Here is a 23,718-nt window from a genome sequence, read left to right as displayed (position 1 = left end):
TAGCAAAAAAAAGGCACTATATCGTTGGCATGGCGGGCGCGGCGGCGACGGGTTCCGCTTCGGGCCGGAAGCCCAGCGTCGTTTCCGTATCCACCTCCCGCATGGAGGTCGGCAGGTTCCAGTGGTTGGGGTGGTGCGGCTCGCCGGGCTCTTTGCTCAGAAGCGGAGTATTATGTTTCTTATTCTTGTAGTGCAGGGGTTTGTCCACGCTCAGGCCGGCCTGCTTTTTGGCCAGCCAGTCATTGGCCAGCACAGCTAAGCGGGCTTGCAGGTTGGCGGCCAGGGCTGGGTCTTCCGTTAGTTGCTCGCCCAGCAGTTCGCCCAGCGCGGTGGCCATTTCCAGCTCGAAAGCCGCGGCCGGCTGGCCCTTGTAGTGCCGCACCCAGGTTACCAGCAGGCTGTTGAGCATCCGGTCCAGCGTTTGGGGCGTGAACGGAGTCAGGCTCAGCGGCTCCACGTGCTTGTAGTAGGTCTGGTTGAAGCCGGTGTATTGCTCGAAGATGGATTTCTCACGCGCCCGGTTGGCATCCAGCAGGCTGAATACCAGCCCCTGGTCGGTACGCGCCACGCGGGAGCTGGCCTGAATGTATTCAGCGCTGTTGCGCGGCTGCCCGCAGAGCACCATCAGGTTAAGGCGGCCGATGTCAATACCCACCGACAACATATTGCTGGCCAGCACCAAATCCACTCCGCTTACCACCCGCCGCTGCTCACTGTCAGCCGCGTTCAGCTTCAACGGCTCTCCCAACTCGTGGAGTGCGTCCTTGATTTTGTTGCTTTCCACTCGGCTGGTCAGTTCCCGGGTCCGGCTCATCAGACCATAGTAGGGCCACTGCCGGCCGGGGCCGTCCAGGTTCAAGTGCTGATGCCCGGCCTGGAGCAGGCCAAAAACTTCCGAGCTGACTTTGTTATACATCTTGCCCACGTCGCGCAGGCTGTTGTAGTACAGCACCAGAGTCCAGTAGCGGTCCAGGCGGGTTAGGGCGTCAGCCTCGGTGGCGTAGGTGGGCCGTAGGGCGCGCCAGGCCTCGGTGCGGGCCAGCAGCAGTAGCGAAACCAGCTGCAGCTGCATGTCCAGGTTGGTTTTGCCGGTGGCCATCACGCCCACGTGGCGGCGCTGGCTCTCGCTGGTGTTGTAGGCAAAAAACGAGTCGTCGTAGCGAATGCCCGCCGGCGGAAAAATGGATACCGGCCGGTCGTACAGGGCCCGCACCTGGGCGGCCGTATTGCGGGTGGTGGCCGTCGAGGCAATTATCTTGGGAGGGCGCTGGCCCAGCGGGTCGGTGCACAGCTCCTTCACCACGCGCTCAAACAGCCCAGTCAGCGAGCCCAAGGGGCCGCTCAACAGGTGCAGTTCGTCTTGAATGATGAGCCCGGGAGGAGCCGTGCCTGCCTGCCGGAAGAACAGGCCGGCTTTCTCCTTGTGGGGCAGCATGGCAAACTTATCAACCGTGGCAAAGAGCAGCGTGGGCGGGTGCTTATACAGCTCTTCGTCTACTACGCTTACCGGCACTGGGTGAATAGCCTGCCCCGCTGCATCGCGCTGGCCGAAGTGGCAGCGCTCGTTCAGGCAGGTGAGCTGGCCGGTGGCATCAAAGCCGGTGTGGTATTGCCCGCGCTGAACGCTAATAGTCTCGCAGCCACACCACGGGCAGGAGGCCAGCTGAAACACATTCTTTTGAAAGCTGGGCTTGCGGGTATATTCTTTTGCTTTAGCCTTCGTTTTGGGCCGGTTTAACTGGTAATTCGTTTGCCGGATTTCTTCCAGCAACTCCTCGTAGGCTTGCCCGGCTTCAGCGCGGGTATTGGGCGTAGTAGCCTGGCCTACCCACAGCCCCAGGGTAAGTGGCTCGCGCCCGAGCACCTTTCGGCCGGCCGCGTCGCGCCACATCGTGCGCAGAAACTCCAGCGCGCACATCAGCCGGCTGGCCCGCTCCGACTGTTGCGTGGTGAGCAGGCGCAGGGTGTAGCGCATCATTACGGCCACCCCCTTTTGCCCGCGCTCGCCCCCGTGCCAGCGACGCCAGATAATGGCCAGCGCGGTTACGGCCAGGTAGGCTTCGGTTTTGCCGCCTCCGGTCGGAAACCAGATGAGGTCCACCAGTTCCCGGTCCGGTAGCTGCCCGGCCGTGCCTTGTGCTTCCGCGTCCCGCGCCTCATTCACCGTCACCGAGTTGAGGCTCATGAGCAGAAAAGCCAGCTGAAAAGGCCGGTAGCTGAACGGAATATGGCCGCCCCCTCGTGCCCGCCGCCCCGGATGGTTGCGAAACCCTTCCAGCTCGGTATAATTCGTGGCGGCGTAGTGCTCCGGGAAATCGTCGTAGGGTTTGGGCTCACCGGCGTAGGCCAGGTCATCCGATATTATCATCTGCAACAGCATGGCCGTGTTAGCCCGGCGGAAGGCCTCGAGTACGCGTTGGTCACGGCCCAGGAGCGCCACCGCGTGGCGCATCCGTTCCAGGGCTTCGGCCTGATTTGCCAGCAGCGGAGCGTAGCAGTCCTCGTTCACGGGTTCCTGCCGGGCCTCGGAGGCCTGGCGGCGCGTCCAGGCCGCATACTCATCCAGGAACAACGTCAGGAGTTCCTGCAGGCGATTGGCGGGGTAGGCAGCCTCGCCCCAGTGCGAAAGGTTGCGCAGGTCCAGCACTTCTTTCATCGCCTGGTCCTGCGCGGCGGTGGCGGCGGGCCGCAGCACCGTGCTCACGCCGGGCACGTCCACCGTCGGCAGGAACGTAGAGCGCAGCATCGTGGGTGGGTTGGCCGGGTTGCCTTCCCAGGCCGCCGCCGCGCCGTGGCCGATGCCGTAGGAGGGGCAGTCGCGGTACTGATAATTTAGAATGGCCGCTTCCTGGTCGCCGGCCGTGAAGCGGTTGAAATCGGGCTTGTAGGGCAGGAGCGCGGCGCCATCGGGAAGGTTGGCCGCCACGCTCACCTGAAACCGGCTTTTTTTGTTCAGCTTCTCGTTGGCATTGCTGAACTCGCGCGCCGGGTGTCGCTCCACGGCATTGTGCACTAGTAGCTTGACGTAGCGCCGGGCTGGCTCTCCGCGCTGGGGCTCGGCAGCGACGGTGTAGGTTTTTACCCAGCAGACCAACCCTTCCGGGCCTTCGGCCCCGGCGGTATATTTTACTTCCGGTTGGTTGAGGTCAGCCAGAAACGTCCATTCAAAGGGCAGACGCTGCCAGAGGCGGTTAGCGGGGCGCAGCAGCTTGTCGAGGGCCGCTACGCCGGGGCTGTTGCGCAACTCGCTGGTTTTGGCCCCCAGGCGGTCGACTTCGGCAAAATCATCGCTTCGTTTGCGGCGGCTGTTGCCCTTGAGGGCGGCCACCAGCGTCAGCGTTATGCTTGTCTCGTCGTAAGCCAGCTTCTGCCGCAGCGTTTCGGATAGCGCCGCTCGCAGTCGCTCCCACTCGTTCGGAGCCAGCTGCACCGCCAGTTGGTCGCGGCTTGCCTGCCAGGGCCGGTAGCTGGCACCCCGCACCGTTACGCGCAGCTGCCCGGACGTTGCAGGCACGCAGCAGGTCAGGCCCAGGTTGCTCGGGAAGTAATGGTTGGCGGCTGCATACTCATCCCGGGCTTCGGAGGCGTCGGCGGGCACCGGGGCCGGCGCATCATCGGTGGCTACGCCGGCCTCGGGGTATATTTCGGCCCCGTTGGGCTCGCTGTCTTCGGCGTCTTCCGGCTCATCGGCCAGCTCGGCTTTGGCGTATTCTTCCTCGTCCGTGCCGGGGTCCTGCTCAGCGGCCCGGTCGGGAAACAGAATGCCGGTGTAGTAGCGCTGCAAGGGAAAATCATCCAGCACTTCGGTTGCCGGGTCACCTGTATAGGTGTCGCTGCCCGGCCCCAGCAGCGAGCTTTCGAGACGGTGGGTAAAGAAGTCGCGCGGTGCAGCGGCAGTTGGCATGGCTCTGCTTGGAAAAAAGAGGAATGACGATTTCGGAGAGGGTTATCTTGGGCTGATGCGGTACACGGTGCGTTCCACGGCGCTCAGCAGCACCAGCTCCAGGGTATCGGGCTCCAGCTTGCTCAGCAGGCTGCCTTTGGCCCCGGTCAGCCGATAGCGCAGCACCTCATCGCTGAGACCCTTGCCCAGCGCAATGCTCAGCTGATGAAACTTGCTGCGGCAGTGGCGCACCTCTTCCGCCTCGCCGGGCTGTAGCAGGTGGCAATCCATGAGGTCCACATGCCGGGCCAGCTTTTGCAGCGCGGGCAGCGTAGTGGGGTCACCGGGGAAGCGCCGCTTGCCATCCAGGTAGCTGCGCAGCGTTTGAGGCCCTACATCCAGCCCACCGCGCACCTGCAGCGCGGCGTAGAGCGCCGAGGTGCTGGGGTAATGCGCGGCCAATTGCTGCAAAGCTTCCTGCCACACCGCCGAGGCTTGATCGATGCGCCGAACTAGGCCGTTGCGGTCGTGCTGGCGCAAAATCTGGGCGATGAGCTTCGGCTGGTCGTTTTCATAGAAGATGACCCGGTCGCCATCCTGCAGCTCATCCACCTGGCAGGGAACCAGGTCGGTGGTGCCGGCCGCCGTTTCGCCAGGCTCGCGCCGCAGCACCCGCGTATGGCCATCCAGCTCGGTACGGTAGCCATCGGCGAAGGCGAGGGCAAAGAGCTGGCCGCTGGCCCGGCCGCGCTGCCGCTCGCTGGTGTAGCGGGCTTCGCCCACGGCATACAGCTCATCAAAATAATCGAGCTGGCCGGGTGCGGTGGAATCCTTCTCATTTGAGCCGCCCGGTGAGGTGCCTCCTTTACCAATTGCCCCGGTATCCGGCACCAGTTGCTCGTAGCTCAGGCCCAGCACGGTGGCCCGGCCCCCGGCACGAAGCTGCGCCTGCTCCTGCTGGCGCAGGCTGGCCAGCGTGCGGGCATACAGTCCGTCTTCCACGCCGGCCAGCAGCACCAGTTGCACGGGGCAGGGCGCGGTTTGCAGCTCGGCCAGCTGGTCGCGGTTGAAAAGGAAGGGCACCAGCAGCACCGTGTTGGCCGCGAACAAGCTCTTGCGCAGGCGCTGACGTACGTTATCAGGCCCGTTCAGCAGCGGAAGTACTTCTACCCCGCGCACGCCGCGCCACACGGCTTGTGTGGCCGTCAGCGTTTCGCGGTCAGCTACCAGCACCACGGACCGGCCCTCGTCCAGGGCCTCGGTGGCCAGCTCCCGGAGTGTATCGTATTTGGGGCTGTGCTGCTGGAAATAGGCAAGCAGGTCGGCAAAGGCAGCTTGCAGGGCGGCGCGGGCGGGTTTCAGGTCGCGCCAGCGGTTGGCATCGTCGAAGGCATCTTCCAGCTCCTCGCTGTCCAGGCACTCCGCAACCTTTCGGCTCAGCTCGGCCAGGTAGGCGCGCGCGTGGCTGTTGGTGCCGGCCGGGGGCAGCGGGTTGCGCAGGCAGCGGTGCAGCAGGTGCCACACTAAGGGCAGGCGCACCGGTAGAGGAGCGGCTTCCGTCACCTGCCCCAGCGCGTCGAGCACCCGTTGCACCGCGGCCACCAGTGCGGCCAGGTCGGGCGCGGGCGGGGCGGGCAGGGGCACGGCAGTCAGCTGCACCGGGTCGGGGCGGTGGCGCGGGCCCTGGGTTTCGGTGCGCGACCACGGCCACACCACGCAGCCGGGAGTTTCACCCACGCCCAGGTCAGGGCCCCAGAAGGTGAGGCTGGCCCAGTGCCGGCTCTCGTAGGCTTGCACCAGCTGGGCCACTTTCAGCGAGTTGCCTACGGCGGCTTTGCCCACTACGCTCAGGTGCCACTTTTTAATGTTGGCAAACCGGGCTTGCTTCCGCAGCTCCAGCGCTTCAGTCAGCGAAGCAACCACGTTGATGGACGCGGCGAAGGGCAGCCCCCAAACCTGCTTGCTGCTGATGCCGTTGGTGCGCCGCGTCCAGCACAGGGGCAGGCCGGGCACTTTTTGCAGCACCACTTCTTCAAAATGCCGGAAAGCATCGGGCGGGGCCACCAGAATAGTAAGGCCGTCGTGCGGGCGGGGCAGACTGTCCTTGTCGGCCATCCGAAACAGGCGTTGAGCCTGCCGGGTGCCCGCCAGCAGCTTCTCCAGCCACGCCTGGTACTGCACGTACCGAAACCCGGCCCGGTTGTCGTCCAATAAGCCGGCAAACTCGAAGGGCGCCGCCAGCTTCCGGCAGTCGGCGGCTACTACCGTTCGGGCCCGGTTGTCGCTTACCCGCCGCAGGGCTGCCTTGCCAGCTTGGTCAGGCGCTGCCTCCACTTTCCAGATGGTTTCATCGTGCAGCACGTGGTCGCCCGGCTTTAGGTAAGGGGTTGCTGCCCCCACCGGCGGCTCGTGGCCCACAAGCCAGGCGGCCGTGGCAGCCATTCGCAGCCCGGCGCTCAGGTCTTCGCCGTGCGCGGGCAGTGCCACAAACAGAGGCTTGGGCCGGTCCGAGGCGCACTGCTGCCGGTGGCGCACGAGCAGCGCGGCGTTCAGCCATTCAAATTCCGTCAAGGGCACGGCGTCGAGGGCCCAGCGCTGGCGCAGAGGCTCCACGAGCTGCGCACGCAGGCACGCAGCGTATTGGTCATCTTGCTTCAATCGGGTATAAATTAAATCAGATTAGTAAACCTCGTCTTTGGATTTAACCGGAAAAATAGCTGCTTGCTGCGGGATTATCGGGGCTCTTTAATTTCTTTTTGTAGCCTCCGCTGTGCCCTGACCATCATATTGCCGCGCCCCGCGCCGTGCCACCACCACCCAAGCGCTGCGCCAGCATGGATTTGAACCAGAGCCGCTTCATTTGCGCATTGGCTTTGTCTTCGCTCAGCTTGTTGTAGAGCTCCAGCTTGGTGTCAATGAAATCCAGCAGCGCATTGTCCAGCACCTCGCTGAACTTCGCCTCGATGTTCTGCTCGGAGTTGTTGGCCTTGAAGGCGCCGGCCAGGTCGGTGTCGGCTTCTACCTTGGTGCGGATGACCTCGAAGTCAACTTTGTCGGATTCCGTCAGCTCCAGGCCGAAGGTGTCGTTCAGGGTTTTGATGATGGCCGACAGGTAGTCGTACACTTCCTCGCTGCCGCCGCTACTGCCGCCCCCGGGCGTCAGGCCCTGTAAGGGGCCGTCCTCTTCTTCCAGGCCCAGCTTTTGGGTGCCTTGCTCCAGAATTTTGTAGGAGTCCAGCTTCACGTCGTTCAGCACTTCGCGGGGCAGCTTCGAGCCCTCGGCGGGCAGCTTTTTAACCAGATGGCTCAACAAGTAATAGAGCTTGGCCAGGTCCACATCCTTGAAAGTAATCAGCTGGCTCAGGAAGCGGTACAGGCGCACATACTCGCCGGCAGCGGCGCGGAAGTGGTTCTGTGCATCCTCCTCCAAGGCCAGAAAGCGACCCACGCAGCTGTCCAGCAGCGGTTGGAGCAGGTGCAGGTTGTCAGTGTTCTGCAGGTAGATTTCGGCGAAGCGGTCCAGGTCTTCTTCGCGCACCACGGGCACGGCCATCAGCTGGTCCTGCACGTCGTAGAGGGCGTTGGGGTCGGTTTGCGCTTCCTCCGCCATCAGGTTACGGTGGTAGTAGCCCTGGAAGTCTTCCTGCACCTGGGCCGGTTCGTTCACGAAGTCCAGCACCAGGGTGTCGTCTTTGTGGCGGGTGGTGCGGTTGAGCCGGCTCAGCGTCTGCACGGTGTTGATGCCGCCCAGCTTCTTGTCCACGTACATGGTGTGAAGCAGGGGCTCGTCGAAGCCGGTCTGAAACTTGTTGGCGACAATCAGGAGGCGGAACTGTGGCAGCTTCAGCGCCGCCTCGATGCTGGCTTTGCCATCGAGCCTGTTCATGCCGACTTCGGTGTAGTCTTCGCCGGTGTCGGGGTCGCTCACGGTGCCCGAGAACGCCACCAGTGCCCGGTAGGGTAGGCCCATGCCCTGCATCACCTCGTCAAACTTGCGCTTGTAGCGCACGGCGTGCAGGCGCGAGCGGGTGACCACCATGGCCCGCGCCCGGCCCTTAATGGCCTTTTGGGTGTGCTGCTGAAAATGGGCCAGCATGAGCCGGGTTTTCAGTTCGATGGCGTGGTCGGTGAGGTCCACAAACTGGCTCAGCAGCCGCACCACCGGGCCTTTCTCGTACTCCTTGTCGTCGAGTTCCACGGCCTTGGTGGCCAGCTTGTAGTAGCGCTTTAAGCTGGTGTAGGCCCGCAGCACATCCAGAATAAAGCCTTCCTTGATGGCCTGACGCATGGTGTACTCGTCGAAGGGCTCCACCTTACCGTTTTGCCGGGTGCCAAACAGCTCTATCGTCTTGGGCTTGGGCGTGGCCGTGAAGGCAAAGAACGACACGTTGGGCTGCGGCCCGGTCCTGGCGATGTCGGCCAGCACCAGGTCTTCCAGGGTGGGCTCGTCGGCTTCGACCTCCGCGGCTTCTTCCAGGCTAAGCGCTTTTTTGAGGTGGCGGGCGCTTTCGCCGCTCTGGCTGCTGTGGGCCTCGTCTATCAGCACGGCGTAGCGGCGGCCGGGCACCTGCGCGATGGTGGCCGAAATGACCGGGAACCGCTGCAGCGTGGTCAGTATCAGCCGGCGGCCGTCTTCAATGGCCTGCTTCAGCTCAGCGCTCGGCGTACTATCCTGCACCTGAAATATCACGCCCGTGGTTTGCTCGAAGCCCTTCACGTTGTCGGAAAGCTGCTTGTTGAGCAGACGGCGGTCTGTCACCACTATCACAGAGTCGAACAGCGGCCGGGCATCGGCGGGGTGCTGGTAGAAATTGGCCAGCCGGTGGGCTAGCCAGCTCAGCGTGTTGCTCTTGCCCGAGCCGGCCGAGTGCTTGATGAGGTAGCGCCCGCCCGCGCCCTCGGCCTGCACCGCCGCCAGCAGCCGGCGCACGGCCCGCCGCTGGTGGTAGCGCGGAAACAGCAGCCGCGTGCTCCGCTGCATCTCCAGCTCGCCCTTCTTGTCGTTATACACCTGCTCCTCGGTGGTTTGCTCAAACACGAAGTGCTGAACCAGCTCCAGCAGCGAGTCCGGCGCCCACACTTCCTCCCAGAGGTAAGCGGTGGCAAAGCCGGTTGGGTTGGGTGGGTTCACCACGTCCTGGTTGAAGGGCAGGAAGAAGGTGCCCGCCCCGGCCAGCTTGGTGGTCATGTACACTTGCTCAGTGCTCACGGCAAAATGCACCAGGCAGCGCCGGTACTGAAACAGCGGCTCCTGCGGGTTGCGGTCTTCCTTGTACTGCCGCATGGCGTCGCTGATGTACTGGCCGGTGAGGGCATTTTTCAGCTCGGCCGTGAGCAGGGGCAGCCCGTTCAGGGTCAGCACCAGGTCCACGGAATTATCGGCGTCTTTCTTGATGGTGGCGTAGCGCACCTGCCGCATCACCCCGAAGCGGTTTTGCTGGTACAAGGTTTCATGCTCGGGGTTGAGGCCGCTGGCGGGGCGGAAGTAGGCCAGGCGCAGCTTCTGCCCACTTATTTTGAAGCCTTCGCGCAGAACGGGCAGCACGCCCTTGTCCTGAATCTGCTTGGCCAGCCGCTGCAAAATCTGGCCCGGCGTATTGTCGGGGCCGTATTGAGCTACCAGCGCATCGTAGGCCTTGGGCTGCGTGCTTTGCAGGAAGGCCATTACCTCCGTCGGCACCAGGCCTAGCTCCGGCGAATATGCCTGCGGCGCTACCTGTAAGTAGCCGTGGGCGAGGAGGTAATTCTCAATGTCCTGTTCCAGGTCTTTTTCCTGCGTGCCGCTGGCCATAGGTCAAGTTGTAGGGCACGGGGTAAGGCCGAGCCGGATAGAAATTAAAATGAAAGCGCTGCGCCCCTGGTGCTACTGCTGCCACAGCGGCAGGTCGGCCTCGGGGGCCAGCACAGCCGGGCGCACGTCTACCTTTCCCGTTACCACTTCCGAAATCAACGACTGGCGGTAGGCTTTCAGGGTTTGAATTTGGGCGTGAATGGCGGCCGTGGCCTCATTTATTTTGCTGGTTTTGACTTCGATAAAATCAACAATAGCTTGTTGTTCTTTCAAAGAAGGAACAGGGATTTTCATTTCCCCAATGAACTTCCAGCTTGCTCTTGGCATTTTAGAACCATAAGTAGAGCTGTCTACTTCTTCAATAAAGCCAGGTGACAAAACACGATTGAGTAGGAAGGAACTGTGGAGCATTTCTTCCATTGGCGATAACACCAGTATTTCTCCAACAGCTACGCCATTTTGTGGGGCTAACAATGCTTTAGCCAAATAGGGGCGTAGCTTACTGAAGAGCACATCGCCAGCCTTGAACGAATTGCCGGGACCTTCAAACGGCGCGGTTTCCGTTGAAATGTAGCAACCTGTTTTACTTTCAATGTTTTCTAGTGCAACGCGTAATCCGGTGCCATCATCTTCCGTTTCGTTGCTGTTAAGTTGAACGCAATACTTCAACTTCTTTAACTCCCAGTGCGCGGGCACATCCCCTAGCCAGCCCACGCCGGACGGCCTGCGCGGAGCAGCCCGGTCAAGCCCCTGCGTCACGGCTTCGTCGATGAGGGCCTGCCGCTTCTGGTGCAGCTTCTGCAGCAGGGTTTCTTTCTGCGTCAGCAGCGTGTCGAGCTGGGCGGTTTTTTTGGTCGAGGTAGGCGGCAATGGCGCGCTGCTCGGGGAGGGGAGGAAATGCCAGCGGGAAGTTCTCCACGAATGACGTAGGAACCCGTTTTTGGCCACCAGAACCTGTCATGGATGCCTCGCCCAAATCCCGAAATAGATTGGACGTCGTTACATAATAGAGAAACGTCGCATCAAGCTTTTCCAGGGTTCGAATGACATGAAATTCGGTTGAGCCAAACCCAAAAGGCGTATCCAATTTGTCTAGGTAAGCGCCTTTGCCATTCTCGAAACACGGTGTGATCTTAGCCAGAATAATATCGTTTTTCTCGAAATACGTGAAGCCATTAAGCAGGTCTTTTACCGGCCGTTTTAAGCTGCAATCTATTTCGCCTTTCTCACTGACTTTTTCCATCGGCAGAAAAGTCGTCACGTCGTCCGCATCATCTGCAATATTCTTGAGCGGATTAATGCGAGCAATATTCTTTAGCCTTTTTACCTGCCAATGGCTTGGTATATCCCCCAACCAATCAAGGCCCGAAGACTTGGTTTTTTCGTACTTGTTCATCCCTACTAATCGGCCAAAATTTCGTGTAGCAACCCGTCGATGTTGCGTTCCAACTCCAGAATCTGCGCTTTGAGGTTCTGCGAGCTTTCGGGCTGCTGGTACTGGTAGAAGTACTTGGTGAAGTTAATTTCATAGCCGATGCGCGTCTGACTCATATCCAGGAAGGCCTCGGGCACGTGGGGCTTCACCTCGCGCTCCAGGTAGGCCTGGATGTTCTCGCTGAGGGGAATGTTTTCGTAGTCGCGCTTCTTCTTGTCGGGCTTGGGCCGGCCGGTTTTCTTGTCGAGCACCGCCTTGCCTTTGGCGTCGTATTCGGGCTGCTCCACCACAACCTGGTAGTAGCCAAAAAAGTCGTTGGGGAATATCTTCACCAGCGGCCCTTCCTCAAAGGCCGTGTAGAGGTCCGTCACCGTCTTTATCTGCTCTTCCGAAATCTTCTTGCGCTTGTTGTTGAGGCTCTTTTTCATCGGCACCCACTGCTCGCGAGCATCAATGAGCTGCACCTTGCCTTGGCGCTTGGCTGGCTTCTTATTGCTCAGTATCCAGAGGTAAGTGAAGATGCCCGTGTTAAAGAAGATTTCCGACGGTAGGGCAACTACCGCTTCCAGCCAGTCGTTCTGAATAATCCAGCGCCGGATTTCGCTCTCGCCCGAGCCCGCGTCGCCCGTAAACAGCGGCGAACCGTTCGTCACGATGCCGATGCGCGACCCGCCCTGCGCCGGGTCTTCCATCTTGCTGATGAGGTGCTGAATAAACAGAAACTGTCCGTCCGAGGAGCGCGGCAGCCCCGCCGCGAAGCGCCCTTCCGGGTTCAGAGCCTCGTGCTTCAGGTACAGCTCGTCACGCTTCCAGCTCACGCCGTAGGGCGGGTTGGCCAGCATGTAGTTGAACTTCGCCCCCGGAAACCGGTCCTCGGTAAAGGAGTTGCCGTGCCGGATGTTGTTGGGGTCTTCGCCCGTAATCAGTAGGTCCGATTTGGCAATGGCGTACGACTGCTCGTTAATCTCCTGCCCGAAAATGCGAACCTCCGCTTTGCCACCCAGCTCCTCGGCAATAAAGAGCTTCGACTGCGTGAGCATGCCGCCAGTGCCGCAGGCCAAATCGTAGATGGTGCGGATGTGTGTGGGGTCACGCAGCTCCTCTTTCTCAGTGCTGAAAATAATAGAAGCCAGTAGTTTAATGACCTCGCGCGGCGTGAAATGCTCACCCGCCGTCTCGTTGCTCTGCTCGTTGGCAATGCGTATCAGCTCCTCAAACACGTAGCCCATGTCGTGGTTGCTCACCGCACTCAGGTGCAAATCGACCCGGCTGATGGCTTGCACCAGCTGGTAGAGCAGGCCGTTTTTCACGAGCCGCACCACCACCTTGTCGAGCTGGTAGTTTTCCAGAATGTCCTGCACATTGGCGCTGAAGCCGTTTACGTAGTTGCGGAAGTTCATTTCCACATTGCCGGGGTCTTCGGCCAGCTTGCGCAGGTCGTAGGCCGAGTGGTTGTAGAACTTAAGCTTGTTTTCCGGCCCGGCCGCCTTCATCAGAATGGGCCCCAGCCGGTCAGGAGCTACCTTGTCTTTAAACTGCTCATACGCCGCCCGCACGGCCGCCTTCTGAGGCTCCAAAATGCAGTCGAGCCGGCGCAGCACCACAAACGGCAGCATCACGTCGCCGATTTCGTTTTTGCGGAAAGTATTCCACAGCACGTCGTTCGTGATGCGGTACAGGAAATCTATGTTAGGTCGTTGGTCAGACATACAGTAGCGCGGACTCTGCGAGGCCACGAGTCGAATAAGTTAAAAAGTCAGAAAAGAGGATGCCCGGTCGCCTTCCACAAAGGCACTATCATCGGCTAATAGGGCCGTTATACGCCCCTGAATGCGGGAAAGCAGCTCATCTGCTTGCTGCCGCAACTCGCTATCGGCCAGATTGTGTAGTGTCAGTGTGTCGGCCTCCGACCGAATACTGCCGTTGGAATTAAAGTAGTTGAACGAGTCGTGCGAGGCCAGCCATTGGTAGTTGGTGAAGATGTGGCGGTCGTGGCGCACATCGTGACCATTTTCTCCCCAAACCACCGTGAAATTTGGTTCCTCCCCCGTTTCGGCGGTTACCACCTCTTTCGTCATTCGCCGCAATTCAGTGTAATCTACTGAGTCAGTATTATCACGCTCCGGCTCCAACGTCATCAGCACAATATTGAGCTTACCGCGACGGCCCCGCACCAAGGCTTCCAGCAGCAGCGGGTAGTTATGCCGCACCGCCCACGACTGCCGCAGCAGGTACCGGTCGTGCAGTATCAGGTCGTGGAAGGGCAGCACCAGCGGCGTCAGCTGCTGCCAACTAGCAAACTGCCCGTTGCCATTGCCAATAGTCAGGGGAGTAGAAAACTTGTATTTGTCGCCCCGGTGCAACCGACTTAAAGCGGGTAACTCGTCGCCAACCGTACCCACTAAGCATGTACCTGCCGCTTTGCATCCGGCCATTTCGGTATCGTCGGCCATCACCACCGGCCTCCGGTGGGAGAGAGGCTGCGTGTAGAACGTCAGGGTAATGGGCCGGGCGGGATAAGCTGGCTGCATAAACCGAAATTTTGTTTGCTTCCGGCCGACCGTCATCTGTCCTACAAACTTGCTTAGCACATCACGGCTAGCTCCCGATGCCATCACGTCCTGCATAGTGAAGTTGATTGCCACGTCCACCTCACCACGCAACATCTTTAGTGTTTCGGCTTGCCCTGCTTGGCCATGTGTGCGCAGTAGGGCTTCCAGGTTGGCTTTGTCGAAGAATACCGTCATGACTTAGAATAGCTTAAAGGCCAGGTTAGCGGATTCATTCATGAGGAACCCTTCGCCAAACTCATCCATGAACATCCCGTCTTCGCGCAAGCGCATTTCGTGGCCGTGCTGGTAGCCATTGCCCTCGCTGGGCTGGTCCAGGTAATACACTTTGAAAAGCGGCATTTCCTCTTTGTGCGCTGTCACCTCGGTCCGCCCAAACACCAGGCGCTGACGCTCCAACACGTTGCCGCCGGTTTCCTTCACCAGTACCTGAATGTTGCGGATGAGGTACTCGGAGTGCGTCTCCAGCACGAACTGCAGGCCGTAGTCCGACTGCGCGAGCGAAGCAAACAACTCGGCCAGCGTCGATTGAAACTGCGGATGCAAATTGGCTTCCGGCTCTTCAATCAGTACAATGGTCGGATTAAATTTAGCCGTCATCCGGCGCTCTACTCCGCTCAATTCGTATTCCTGAATAAGTGTCGCTATCTGCAGCAGCACCGTCAGTATCTGCCCGGCCCCAAAGCCGAGGTCCGCCAGATTGACGTACCGTCCGTTCTTGATAACGCCGATACGAATGGCCACATTATCAACTGTTTCGGTAACCGCTCGTTCGCCAATGCCAAAATTATCCAGCCACTTGGTAAGAAAAGTGTCGGCCCCGCCGCCCGCAAATACCCCCAAGCGGTGGTAGTTATTGGCGATGGTGCTGATGTCTGAATGACCGTTGCCCGTTAAATAAAGCCGGGCCTGATGGGTACGGTTGGCCCCCAGGTGTTCCATGGGAAACTTGATGTGGTAGAGCACCACGTCGCTGAATCGCACCAGCGTGCGGTACGACTGCTCCTTACTCAGTTCCAGCGTCCGCCGCTCCTGGTTGCGTTCGGCTATCACTTGGCGTCGCTTTTCTTTTGCCATCTCAAGCGCTTCCTGGCTCACCTCTTCCTCCTCATCCAGCACGCTGAAAATGTCATCAAAGGCTTCGTCATACTCCTCTTCGGGAAGCTCATCTTCTGCCGGGGCAGAATTCTCCGTAACGTAGCTGTACAGCGCTGCCTGAATCAATCCCGGAATAGTCGGCTTTGTCCCGGCCTCTTTTACCCAAACTTCCGCCTGAAAGAAGATGCCGGCCACAGAGCCAGACTGGGTGGCCAAAGCCTCCAGATTTTGGATAGCTGTTTCAGTCTTTTGCCGTTTCTGCAGCTGTTGCTGAAAATCACCCGCTTGGTCACCGGCCTCCCAATTATCAATGGTTGCTTGCAGGGTCAGCAGCTCCTCGCGCAACGCCTCAATCCGCTGCGGGTAGCTGGCCGCTTCCAGAATGCGCTTCTGGATTTCAGTACCCCCCGTCAGGTAATCAATCAGCTTCTGCGACACATCCAGCTGGTAGCCTTCGCCCCCGCTTATGCTGCGCATCGTCAGCCGGTCGACTCCCGGTACGGTAAGCCGAAACTGGTACAAGTGCGGGGGCAGGCCTTCGCCCTCGTACTCAAACTCGTAGCTTACCTCAACGCCATTGCGGACATAGCCAAACTTGAGGTTTTCAGATTGGCCGGAATCCCAGTTTACCATGTTTTCCCAGTCACTAATCCGGTGCCTGGAAGCACGTTTTCCGTCCAGCCGCAGCACCGTCTGGTCTTCCTGCTCTAGGTAGTCGGCCAGTACTAGGAAGGCCTTTATCAGCGACGACTTACCCGAGTTGTTCTTACCCGTCAGCACCGTTACCGGGGCCAGGTCGAAGCCGGCAGGCGAGCCGAATACCCGGAAGTTGTCAAGTTCTATTCGTTGCATAGAAAAGTGGGCCAGAGTCGTAGCGGCCGGAAGTAGAAGTAACCTGCTGCAGTAAAGAAATATGGCTAAATCTGCCAGGAGAATAGCTTGGCCAAGTTACAAGCCGGACCCTTCGGGATAAGCAGCTCTGGCAAATTAATTTACCTGCGTCACCGCCACGCTTGGCCACTGCGCCCGCTGCCGCACCATATAGGCCACGTTATCAGGGTCGGGGAACCGGCGTCGCAGCTCCCGCAGCGGCAGCACCGGGGCCACTTGGTACTGTAGCAGCGAATAGCGCCAGTAGGAGTCTTTGCGCGACCACAGCAGCACCTTGAGCGGGCCCGGCTCCGGCCGCAGCGTGCCCTCCCGAAAGGCGCCGGTTGCCTGCAGCACCTGCGTACGCCCCCCATTTTCGATGGCTATTTCCGTACCCTCAGGCACCGAGAACCGGAACACCACCGCCCGGCGCGGCTCCAGCTCCGCGCGTAGCGGCACCTGCTCTATCTGCGCCTCAAACGGTGAGGGAAAGCATGCCGGTAGGCCCCCGGCATCGGCTTGCCGGCTCCGGCCCAACGCCCGGAGCAGCGCTGCTCCGCTCACGCCCCGACTCAGCAGCTCGTGCTCGATAAACGGCCAGCGGTACACTTGCTCCGCTTTTACGCAGGGCTTCAGCAGCTGCCGCGTGCTGTCCTGGGGCACGTGCGAAAAAACAAATGCCGCTGGCGTGGTGTCAAACCAAAGCGGATTGAACGCTGGGATGAAGCGAAAATCCGCCCCGACAGCTCCCGCTGCCCAGGTTGGGTCGGCCAGGTGCCATTTGCCGTTGGCCAGGTACACGTTCCAGGCGTGGTTAGGCTCCGAAGGCAGGCCGTCGGCCATGCTGGTGCGGGCGTACCCGCTTACCGTGTGGGCCGGCACCTGCATCAGCCGGGCCAGCGTCGTGAATAGGTCCGCGTAGCCTTGGCAGATGGAGTGCCGGGTGCGCAGCACTTCCTTAGGAGAGTAGCTCTGCCCACGGATTCCCCGCAGGTAATCGGTGTCATATGCTACGTGGTAGGCCAGCCAGGCGAAAATGAGTCGCGCTTTGTCATCATCCGAGTGAGCGGCCGCTGCCAGGCTGCGCGCCAGCTGCGCCACGGTAGTGGCCTGCTGTTCGGGCAGTTCCCGGGCAAACCGGTCCAGCCGACGATACCGGGCCGCCGCGCTGCCTTCCGGGGTATCCTTGCCCGGTTGGGCCTGCCCAGGGCCTGTCATTCCCAACAACAACCCGCCAAAAACCAAAGCGAAAAAAAGAAAACGGTGAGTCAGGGAGTGCAGCATGTCGCGCAATAGGGGAGGTAGTAGGTTTCGGTGGTAGGGGTTGGCTACTTCTCCGGCTGCGCATAGGGCAGGTGGCAAGCCACGGGGCGCGGGGTTCCCTCATTCAGGGCCCGCACCTCGAACTCATTGGCACTGAAGAAAAGCGTGAGCTTCAGTTGCTCAACCGGGTTGCCGCAGCCACCACTCTTCCTGAAAAGGATATTCTTATGATAGATGCCGGTATCCAAGGCAAAGTCGCAGATATAGTCGGCAAACTCCTGCTCCGGCAGGCCCGTCACGATATAGATGGCGTAGCCGTGCTTTAAGAAGCTTTTGCACAGCGTCTGAGCGTGATCATTGGTTTCCAGGCATCGTTCAAACTGGAAGGCAATGGTTTTTTGCTTCATAGCGGCGCAGCAAGTGAGGTATTAGGGTTTTCAGGCTGTCGGTGTTTCACCCGTCCAAGTAGGAGAGCCGCCGCAGGCAGTCTGATGTAATCCCTGTTGCTACAAATGGGCCAAACCAAAAAACAGCCTTTGAATGCTCTTAAAGTGGTTTGTGCCTAAAACACATGCCGCAATATTTGCTATAGACACCACATGTAATGAGGTGTTATCCTAGCTCTTGCTTGTATTTATTGAGCTTGGCAGCTAACGTCCGCTCATCAATTGCCAACGCTAAAGCGGCTTGGCGCACCACATTGTTCTTTAAGGCCATCACCCGCAACAGGTGCTCCCGCTCCACATCGGCCAGGCGCAGCGAGTGCCCCGCCGGGGCGGGCTCCCGCAGGCGGCGGGGCAAGTCGGCGGGCTGCACCAGCTCCTGACCTTCGGTGAACACGTACACGGTAGTCAACAAATTCTCCAGCTCTCGGATGTTGCCCTGATAGGTGTGCCCAAGCAGCAGCTGCCGGGTCGCGGCCGCCAACCGCAGTGGCGTTGGGCGCTTCAGGGCCTGGCGACGGTTTTCAAGCAAGTGGTCGAGCAGCGCCTCGCGTTCCGGCAAGGGCCAGTTGCGCAGCGCCGGCAGCTCCAGCTCTGCCACCGCCAGCCGGTAGTACAGGTCCCAGCGAAAGCGGCCCTGGCGGCAGCACTCCTCCAGGGCGGCGTTGGTGGCCGCCACTACCCGCACATCCACCTTGCGTGGCGAACCACCCAGCGGCTGAATCTCCTTTTCCTGCAGCACCCGCAGCAAGGCCATCTGCACGGCGGGTGAGATGTCACCTATCTCATCCAGAAAAATGGTGCCGCCATCGGCCAGCTCAAACAGGCCCTTCGCGTCCCGGTCAGCCCCGGTGAAGGCTCCTTTTTTATGGCCGAACAGTCGCGATTCCAGCACACTGTCCGTCAGCGCCGCACAGTTCAGCACCAGGTAGGGCTGCCCGGCCCGCGCCGACTCCTCGTGCACATAGCGCGCCAGCTGCTCTTTGCCTGTTCCGCTTTCGCCCCGAATTAGCACGGTCACGTCGTCGGTTTTAGCTACCAGATAGGCGCGGCGGTACACGGCGCGCAGTGTTGGCGTCAGCAGGTGTCCTGCCCCAGAAGAATACTGGGCTTTTGGCTCGTCCAGCAGTTGCTGGCCGATAATGGCGGTTACCGGGGCCTGTGACCGTTCGACCACGATTTCCACCAGACCCTGCCAGCCATCCTTTACAAATTTGGCATCGCGGGTTTGCAGCAGACGGGTGCGCAGGTTCAGGGTAGTGTGGCAGATATACCATGCTACCTGCATGATGCTGGCCCCCGGCGAGAAGAATATGGCGAGCTCGTGCTCGCGGTGCGCCAGCAGCCAGGTTTCAACCTTAGTCTTCACCTCCTCCAGGTCGATGATGTCCGTGAGGGGCAGCAGCTCCGCGCTGATGGCCCGGCCCGGATATTCACGCCGCAGGTGGGCTACCAGGTGCGTGGCATGGTTTTCCTGCCGGGCATCCGAATAAAGCAGAATATGTTGCTCTAGCTTCTCCGCCTCAAAATAATGCTGGTGAAAATTTGACGTGGGCCCCAGCGGATTTATTCCACCAAATGCTCCTTGCTCATTTTTTAGAAAGTCGCGGGTAGTAGCAATCCAGGAAACGAGTAGACGAGACATTGCAGAAAATCGGGAATTAAAAAAGCAACCAGTTAAGTCATAAGGGCGCAAGGTAAGAAGACCCCATCAGTGAACCTGAAGGGTTCAGGGCCAGCCGCACGTCGCGGAGCGCGACTGGGCCGCGGTAGTCGGTGGGCAGGCTGGCACGCAGCTTTAACCGCACGGGCTCGTCGCGTTGCTGAACGGGACACGGCACGGGGGCCAGCAGGGCCACTAAGTCGGCGGGCGTGAGGGGAGTCATAAAAATCCGGTGCTGAGGGCTACTGATTTATGATTACTGGGCGCTCGACGCTTTTTCCACACGCGAGCAGCTGCGCCATTTTGCCAGCCTCGGCGTACACGATGGCGTCCTGCTTGAAGCGTCGGCCCCATTCGCACGCCGTATCCGGGCTGATGTCCAGCAGCCAGTACCCGTCTTCGCGGTACATCCCGTTGGCTTGCTGCTGCCGGCGGATTTCCGGAAACTGCTTGTCTGCGCGCGCTTCGCTAGCCGCAAAGCGCCACGGCATGCCGTCATTGACCTGCGCCTTCAATTCGCCCAGCAAGTCCTCAAAACGGGCCTGGTTTTCCGCCGAATCCACGGCCAGCCAGCTACCTTCCTGCGGTTCCGGATTCAGGGGCGTGAGGTAGGCAATGCTGCGGGCGCCGGCGGGTAATTGCTCTGGTGCTGGTACTCCCGGCTCAATATGAAAAGTGCCTTCCATAAAGGCGTCGCCGCGTTGCGATACGCTGAAGAAATGGGATGTGAAGTACTGCCCTACCCGCGGTCGGTCGGTCCGCAAGTCCGTTTTCTTTCGCAGTTTTTTCAATGACCTCACCATCGTCTCCACCGCGCTACAGGCTGTGTAGAGGCGGGTGGCCAACAAGTCGGGGCCTTTCTCCACGGGCGCACTCGCCTTACTGTGGGTACGGGGGCGGTTCTCGTAGGAGTGGACCGGATGCGCAATCCAATTGCGCATGCTAAGTATTTCACTGCGCTTGCGACCAAACTCGGCGACGCTGGCGGCGGCATAACCAAGCCAGGAATACAGGCCAGTGTGTTCCACCAGAGCCAGCATGCTGCGTAGCGTTAGGTATTCCCGCAGGGCATTCTGATGCTCGTGCTTGCTGTCGTCGGCAAACGATTGGAGGCTGTCTTCGATGCTATTCCGGGCAATGCCGGTCTGCGCCAGGTATTCCAATGCCTGCCGCAGGCGCTTCTCTTCCGGAAAGGCTGCCCCAATCAGGTCGCTCAGCTCCATTTCCAGTTCGGTGAGCGTGGCGTACCCGTATTGAAAAACCGCCCGGCTGTTTAGGTTGACATCTGCCACCATGCCCACTATTTCCAGCGTTCCCTCCTGGCCTGGAGCCGTGAGAAAATAAAAGGGCGCCCGTCCTCTGTTCCGCGAATCAGCCAGCTGTTTGAGCAAGGGGAAAAGTCCGGTTTTGTAGTCCAGGCAATCCGCCTGCCAGTCGATGCCGCACCGCTCGGGCAGCTGACTGAAGTCGCCCACGTTTCGGGTCCGGAAATAACCCGACACCTGGCCGTCAGCTTCTTGTACCGGCAACACATCGAAGCGGTGGTACCGCATTTTCTCCTGCGCCTGTTCGGCCGTCTGGCCGGCTTCGCAGGCAATCCAGTCGCGGCGGCTGATGCCAATCATCGCGGCGGTTACGTGTGGTTTCTCCTGAAAAGCAGTGAAGGCGTCAAAAGGGGATTTGTTAGTCATTAGTTAGCCAGTAGGAATAGTGAATGAAGATTAGTGACTAATGAAACATAGGCCTTCTGCCCAGTTGGCTGGCAAGTGCCGGAGGGGGTCATCATCCGGATGCCACGATAGGCCTTCACCGCCCAATGCGTGTTCCGGCAAGGCGCGCTCCGGCAGTACGCCCCATTTCCAGGTTGCAGCAGTTCGGCGCGGCGCAGCTGATTTTGCCCACACTAGCTGTTCCAAATCCCCTATATCCGTGGTTGGTTCGCTAACCTCCCAGCCCCACCCGGGCTCTTCGCGCACCAGGACCCATCCCGGTCCCACCCGGTGCTCCTCATAGCCGTCAGGCTGAGGAAAGCAGTACGTGTCCGCATCGAGCCAGTACAGGTAGTCGGCTCGGTAGCCATCGGGGCGACGGCGTCCCACCCGTGGGTAGATTGGTAATTGCGAGGACGTGCGCCAGGGCGTGGCTTTGTCCGGGTCAAACGGATGCCAATCCGTTTCGCGTCGCCATACTTCTTCCTCGGTCGGCGGTGGTAACTGCTGCTGATAGGGTGAAGGCACCGGGCGTCGGGCGGGAGGTACCGTAACCGATGCGGGCGGGTAGTACTGCGGCACCGGTTTCGCATCCTCGTTGGGCGCCGTGGCCCAGCCACTCTGAAACGGGTTCGGCTCCGTAAACCCCAATTCACTGGCCCAGGCATAAGGAATCTGCACCGTTGGCTCCCCGGTCACCTGCCAGTTAGTACCCGGCTCATGCAGGTAGCTGGCCGGCAGAGGTTGTTCCGGCTGAATGCCCCAATTATATACAACTGCCAGCTTGGAAGGCGCAACTGACTCGGCCTCTACCCATTGCCGGAGCTGCGCCAGGTCCAGTGTGGGCCCACTCACTTCCCAGCCCCAGCCCGGTTCGTCCCGCAGCACGACCCAGCCCGGCCCATCCCGGTGCGTATGAAACGTACTCGGCTGAACGAAACCGTACTTACCGGCCCCAAGCCAGTATAAATAATCGGCCCGAAAGCCATCCAACCGTTGACGGCCCAACCTAGGTAAAATTCGAGGAAGCTCATCCGCGGTAGGACTGGGCACCCAGAACACCTTGTCATGCAGGGGTGCAAACGGCATCCAGGTGCTTGCCCGGCGCTCTTCCTCGCTCTGAGGCATTCTGGTGGGTGGCACCGGGGGCTGGTACACAGGAGCCGCCGGGGCGGGCGTGGGGGCTGTCGCCCGGCCCAGAATAAACCCGAAAGCACCCGCGAGCCAATTATCTTTTGTTGACATGTTTTTAGGATTAAGCCGGAGCAATAAAGTACATCGGCTCTGTAAAGCAAGTCGCTAGCGCTGATAAAATAAGCGCCACCATTGCACCAGCATCAGCACAAAAGCGACAAAGCCTGGGCCGCCCGCACCGGTCATTGCGTCGTAGGGCAGATAAAATGCCCAGGCCACCGCCAGGCCCAGTCCAATTATCACCGGCGGGATAAGGATTGGCCCGGGTGCTACGCCAAAGAATCCCAGCACAACCAGCAGCGGCACCAGGAACACCAACACGCCACCCAGTGCGCCGCCCCCGTCGGGCGCAAACAGACAAAAAAGGACCGCCAGGGCCACCAGCAGGCTAACCAGTGGTGCGGCTGTTAAGGAGCCTGGAATGCGGTCAACCTGCCGAAAAAACAACCGCCCCACCCAGGCGACACCAAACGAACAAGGTAGCGCCCACAGCGCTGAGCCACCCAGAATCAGTAGGTAATTTCTGAGCGTCATGGGCGTGTCAAACCCTTGAAAAATAGCAAGTAGCATAGCAAAGTCCCGGAAAAGATGATGTAAGAAAACCTGAGCACCCCCGATAGGTAGTGGGCAGCTATAAAAAGCGACTCTCGTCGCGCAGCCAGGGGGCGAGGCTCCACAGCTCATACTCGTCCAGCAGTTCACTGGCAGTGCGGTTGCCAAAGGGCCCGCCGTCGAATACAAACGGTTCGCTCACGGTCATTGCGCCGGTTTCGGTGCAATACAGAATGTAGTCGTTGGCCGCCAGCCAGGCCAGACAAATGAGCTGCCAGGTTTTCGTTTCGATTTGAAGGACGCCCTCGTCCAATCTGGCTTGAATGTGGTCCCGGCAGCGGTGCACCATTCCTACGGGCAGGCGCAATACCTCGTAGGGCAGGTATTCGTCCACTTTTTCAGGGTCGGGCCGGCACGAGATGGGCGCAATGCCTCGCGGAGTCAGCAGGGCCCGCAGCTGGCGGTAAAAGGCCCATCGATCTTCCTGAGCGGGACTCAGGGGCTCCGCAGTGCTACTGAATGTCTCCGGCAACTCTACTGCAATGGCGCTATCAACGCATTCCTGTCGGGACAGCGACAGCAGGTGCGTACTTTCGGTCAGCACCAGCACAGTTTCCCTAACGGCCGTAGCTTCCGCCGCATAAAGCCCTCCCGGCATGGTGTCGGCGCGCTGGGCAGGCGTTATATGGACGATTTCACCCGAAGACAATACGTGACGGAGTTCTCCCGCCTTCCACAGCTGCGGAGTCACTTCTTCTGCCCGTAATAAGTCGGCGTGGCAAAGACGGCCTAGCACCCATTGCAGTGGCGGTAAATTGCCTATGCCGCGCTCCATTACCCAATCCAGAACGATTGCCGGCGTAACCTCCCGAAAGCCCACGTACAAGGCCGGCAACGCACAGGAATGCACCTGCCGCCCGGAGTCCGAGAGGATGCCGTAGCGCTCACCGGAGCGAAACCCATAGAGTCGAGTGCCGATGCGCCACGTGGCGTCGTAAATGGCTGGGAGCGCAATTTCACCGGAGGAAAATCGCAGGCCGGCTTTGCCCTTAACTGAAAAGGAAACTAGCATATTGCTGCCTGGCTCCGTTATAGCGGAGTTGCCAATGAGGGCCAGGAATGTGCTAGTTGGGTGAGGCAGTCGAGGCTGCCGGGGCCGCAACGACGAGCGGCTGCGGGTTATGTGCACTTAAACGGGAGGCCGCAGGAAAGGTTGCGCTTTTAAAATATTTCCGCCAGTGGTCTGA

At 60.1% G+C, this 23,718-nt stretch carries 16 protein-coding genes; all 16 read right to left on the bottom strand.

Annotated features, from left to right (window positions below; all coding sequences use genetic code 11):
- Window positions 1-16: 16 nt before the first annotated feature.
- A complete protein-coding gene (locus PK28_RS16955) occupies window positions 17-3,904 on the bottom strand; it encodes a DEAD/DEAH box helicase (RefSeq protein WP_044517685.1) in 3,888 nt (1,295 codons plus the stop codon).
- A gap of 42 nt (window positions 3,905-3,946) precedes the next feature.
- On the bottom strand, window positions 3,947-6,541 hold the full coding sequence (locus tag PK28_RS16950) for a DISARM anti-phage system protein DrmE domain-containing protein (protein WP_156126500.1): 2,595 nt from the start codon (window positions 6,539-6,541) through the stop codon (window positions 3,947-3,949).
- A gap of 124 nt (window positions 6,542-6,665) precedes the next feature.
- Complete coding sequence (locus PK28_RS16945; protein ID WP_044517679.1) at window positions 6,666-9,674, bottom strand: type I restriction endonuclease subunit R; 3,009 nt, start codon at window positions 9,672-9,674, stop codon at window positions 6,666-6,668.
- Window positions 9,675-9,746: 72 nt separating this feature from the next.
- Window positions 9,747-10,370: a restriction endonuclease subunit S gene (locus PK28_RS21035; protein ID WP_502213709.1), complete on the bottom strand. Its 624-nt coding sequence runs from the start codon at window positions 10,368-10,370 to the stop codon at window positions 9,747-9,749.
- 46 nt (window positions 10,371-10,416) lie between these two features.
- Window positions 10,417-11,070 carry a restriction endonuclease subunit S gene (locus PK28_RS21030; protein WP_071885180.1) on the bottom strand — a complete coding sequence of 218 codons (654 nt, stop codon included), beginning with the start codon at window positions 11,068-11,070 and terminating at the stop codon, window positions 10,417-10,419.
- Between the two features lie 5 nt (window positions 11,071-11,075).
- Window positions 11,076-12,818: a type I restriction-modification system subunit M gene (locus PK28_RS16935; protein WP_044517677.1), complete on the bottom strand. Its 1,743-nt coding sequence runs from the start codon at window positions 12,816-12,818 to the stop codon at window positions 11,076-11,078.
- A gap of 39 nt (window positions 12,819-12,857) precedes the next feature.
- A complete protein-coding gene (locus tag PK28_RS16930) occupies window positions 12,858-13,856 on the bottom strand; it encodes a hypothetical protein (RefSeq protein ID WP_044517675.1) in 999 nt (332 codons plus the stop codon).
- A 3-nt stretch (window positions 13,857-13,859) separates the two neighbouring features.
- On the bottom strand, window positions 13,860-15,629 hold the full coding sequence (locus PK28_RS16925) for an AAA family ATPase (protein ID WP_044517672.1): 1,770 nt from the start codon (window positions 15,627-15,629) through the stop codon (window positions 13,860-13,862).
- 135 nt (window positions 15,630-15,764) lie between these two features.
- A complete protein-coding gene (locus tag PK28_RS16920; protein WP_044517670.1) occupies window positions 15,765-16,865 on the bottom strand; it encodes a transglutaminase domain-containing protein in 1,101 nt (366 codons plus the stop codon).
- Between the two features lie 110 nt (window positions 16,866-16,975).
- Window positions 16,976-17,317 (bottom strand): hypothetical protein, encoded by a 342-nt coding sequence (locus tag PK28_RS16915; RefSeq protein ID WP_044517668.1) that lies wholly within the window; start codon window positions 17,315-17,317, stop codon window positions 16,976-16,978.
- Between the two features lie 205 nt (window positions 17,318-17,522).
- Window positions 17,523-18,998, bottom strand: a complete 1,476-nt coding sequence (locus tag PK28_RS19630) for a sigma 54-interacting transcriptional regulator (RefSeq protein WP_052430615.1) — start codon at window positions 18,996-18,998, stop codon at window positions 17,523-17,525.
- 37 nt (window positions 18,999-19,035) lie between these two features.
- Window positions 19,036-19,239 carry a hypothetical protein gene (locus PK28_RS16905; RefSeq protein ID WP_044517665.1) on the bottom strand — a complete coding sequence of 68 codons (204 nt, stop codon included), beginning with the start codon at window positions 19,237-19,239 and terminating at the stop codon, window positions 19,036-19,038.
- A 19-nt stretch (window positions 19,240-19,258) separates the two neighbouring features.
- Window positions 19,259-20,707, bottom strand: coding sequence for a DUF3293 domain-containing protein (locus PK28_RS16900; RefSeq protein ID WP_044517663.1), 1,449 nt, complete (start codon window positions 20,705-20,707; stop codon window positions 19,259-19,261).
- Between the two features lie 30 nt (window positions 20,708-20,737).
- Complete coding sequence (locus PK28_RS16895) at window positions 20,738-21,970, bottom strand: hypothetical protein (RefSeq protein ID WP_156126498.1); 1,233 nt, start codon at window positions 21,968-21,970, stop codon at window positions 20,738-20,740.
- A gap of 54 nt (window positions 21,971-22,024) precedes the next feature.
- Window positions 22,025-22,489, bottom strand: coding sequence for a hypothetical protein (locus PK28_RS16890; RefSeq protein WP_156126496.1), 465 nt, complete (start codon window positions 22,487-22,489; stop codon window positions 22,025-22,027).
- 61 nt (window positions 22,490-22,550) lie between these two features.
- Complete coding sequence (locus PK28_RS20570) at window positions 22,551-23,543, bottom strand: hypothetical protein (RefSeq protein ID WP_156126494.1); 993 nt, start codon at window positions 23,541-23,543, stop codon at window positions 22,551-22,553.
- Window positions 23,544-23,718: the final 175 nt, after the last annotated feature.

This window comes from Hymenobacter sp. DG25B (assembly GCF_000801315.1).
Lineage (GTDB): Bacteria > Bacteroidota > Bacteroidia > Cytophagales > Hymenobacteraceae > Hymenobacter.
This window is presented reverse-complemented; position numbering and strand designations above follow the sequence as displayed.

Excerpts from the sequence above, each read along its gene's own strand:
- PK28_RS16955 (WP_044517685.1), bottom strand. The coding sequence starts at position 3,904 with ATGCCAACTGCCGCTGCACCGCGCGACTTCTTTACCCACCGTCTCGAA.
- PK28_RS16945 (WP_044517679.1), bottom strand. The coding sequence starts at position 9,674 with ATGGCCAGCGGCACGCAGGAAAAAGACCTGGAACAGGACATTGAGAAT.
- PK28_RS21030 (WP_071885180.1), bottom strand. The coding sequence starts at position 11,070 with ATGAACAAGTACGAAAAAACCAAGTCTTCGGGCCTTGATTGGTTGGGG.
- PK28_RS16935 (WP_044517677.1), bottom strand. The coding sequence starts at position 12,818 with ATGTCTGACCAACGACCTAACATAGATTTCCTGTACCGCATCACGAAC.
- PK28_RS16930 (WP_044517675.1), bottom strand. The coding sequence starts at position 13,856 with ATGACGGTATTCTTCGACAAAGCCAACCTGGAAGCCCTACTGCGCACA.
- PK28_RS16925 (WP_044517672.1), bottom strand. The coding sequence starts at position 15,629 with ATGCAACGAATAGAACTTGACAACTTCCGGGTATTCGGCTCGCCTGCC.
- PK28_RS16920 (WP_044517670.1), bottom strand. The coding sequence starts at position 16,865 with ATGACAGGCCCTGGGCAGGCCCAACCGGGCAAGGATACCCCGGAAGGC.
- PK28_RS16915 (WP_044517668.1), bottom strand. The coding sequence starts at position 17,317 with ATGAAGCAAAAAACCATTGCCTTCCAGTTTGAACGATGCCTGGAAACC.
- PK28_RS19630 (WP_052430615.1), bottom strand. The coding sequence starts at position 18,998 with ATGTCTCGTCTACTCGTTTCCTGGATTGCTACTACCCGCGACTTTCTA.
- PK28_RS16905 (WP_044517665.1), bottom strand. The coding sequence starts at position 19,239 with ATGACTCCCCTCACGCCCGCCGACTTAGTGGCCCTGCTGGCCCCCGTG.
- PK28_RS16900 (WP_044517663.1), bottom strand. The coding sequence starts at position 20,707 with ATGACTAACAAATCCCCTTTTGACGCCTTCACTGCTTTTCAGGAGAAA.
- PK28_RS16895 (WP_156126498.1), bottom strand. The coding sequence starts at position 21,970 with ATGTCAACAAAAGATAATTGGCTCGCGGGTGCTTTCGGGTTTATTCTG.
- PK28_RS16890 (WP_156126496.1), bottom strand. The coding sequence starts at position 22,489 with ATGCTACTTGCTATTTTTCAAGGGTTTGACACGCCCATGACGCTCAGA.
- PK28_RS20570 (WP_156126494.1), bottom strand. The coding sequence starts at position 23,543 with ATGCTAGTTTCCTTTTCAGTTAAGGGCAAAGCCGGCCTGCGATTTTCC.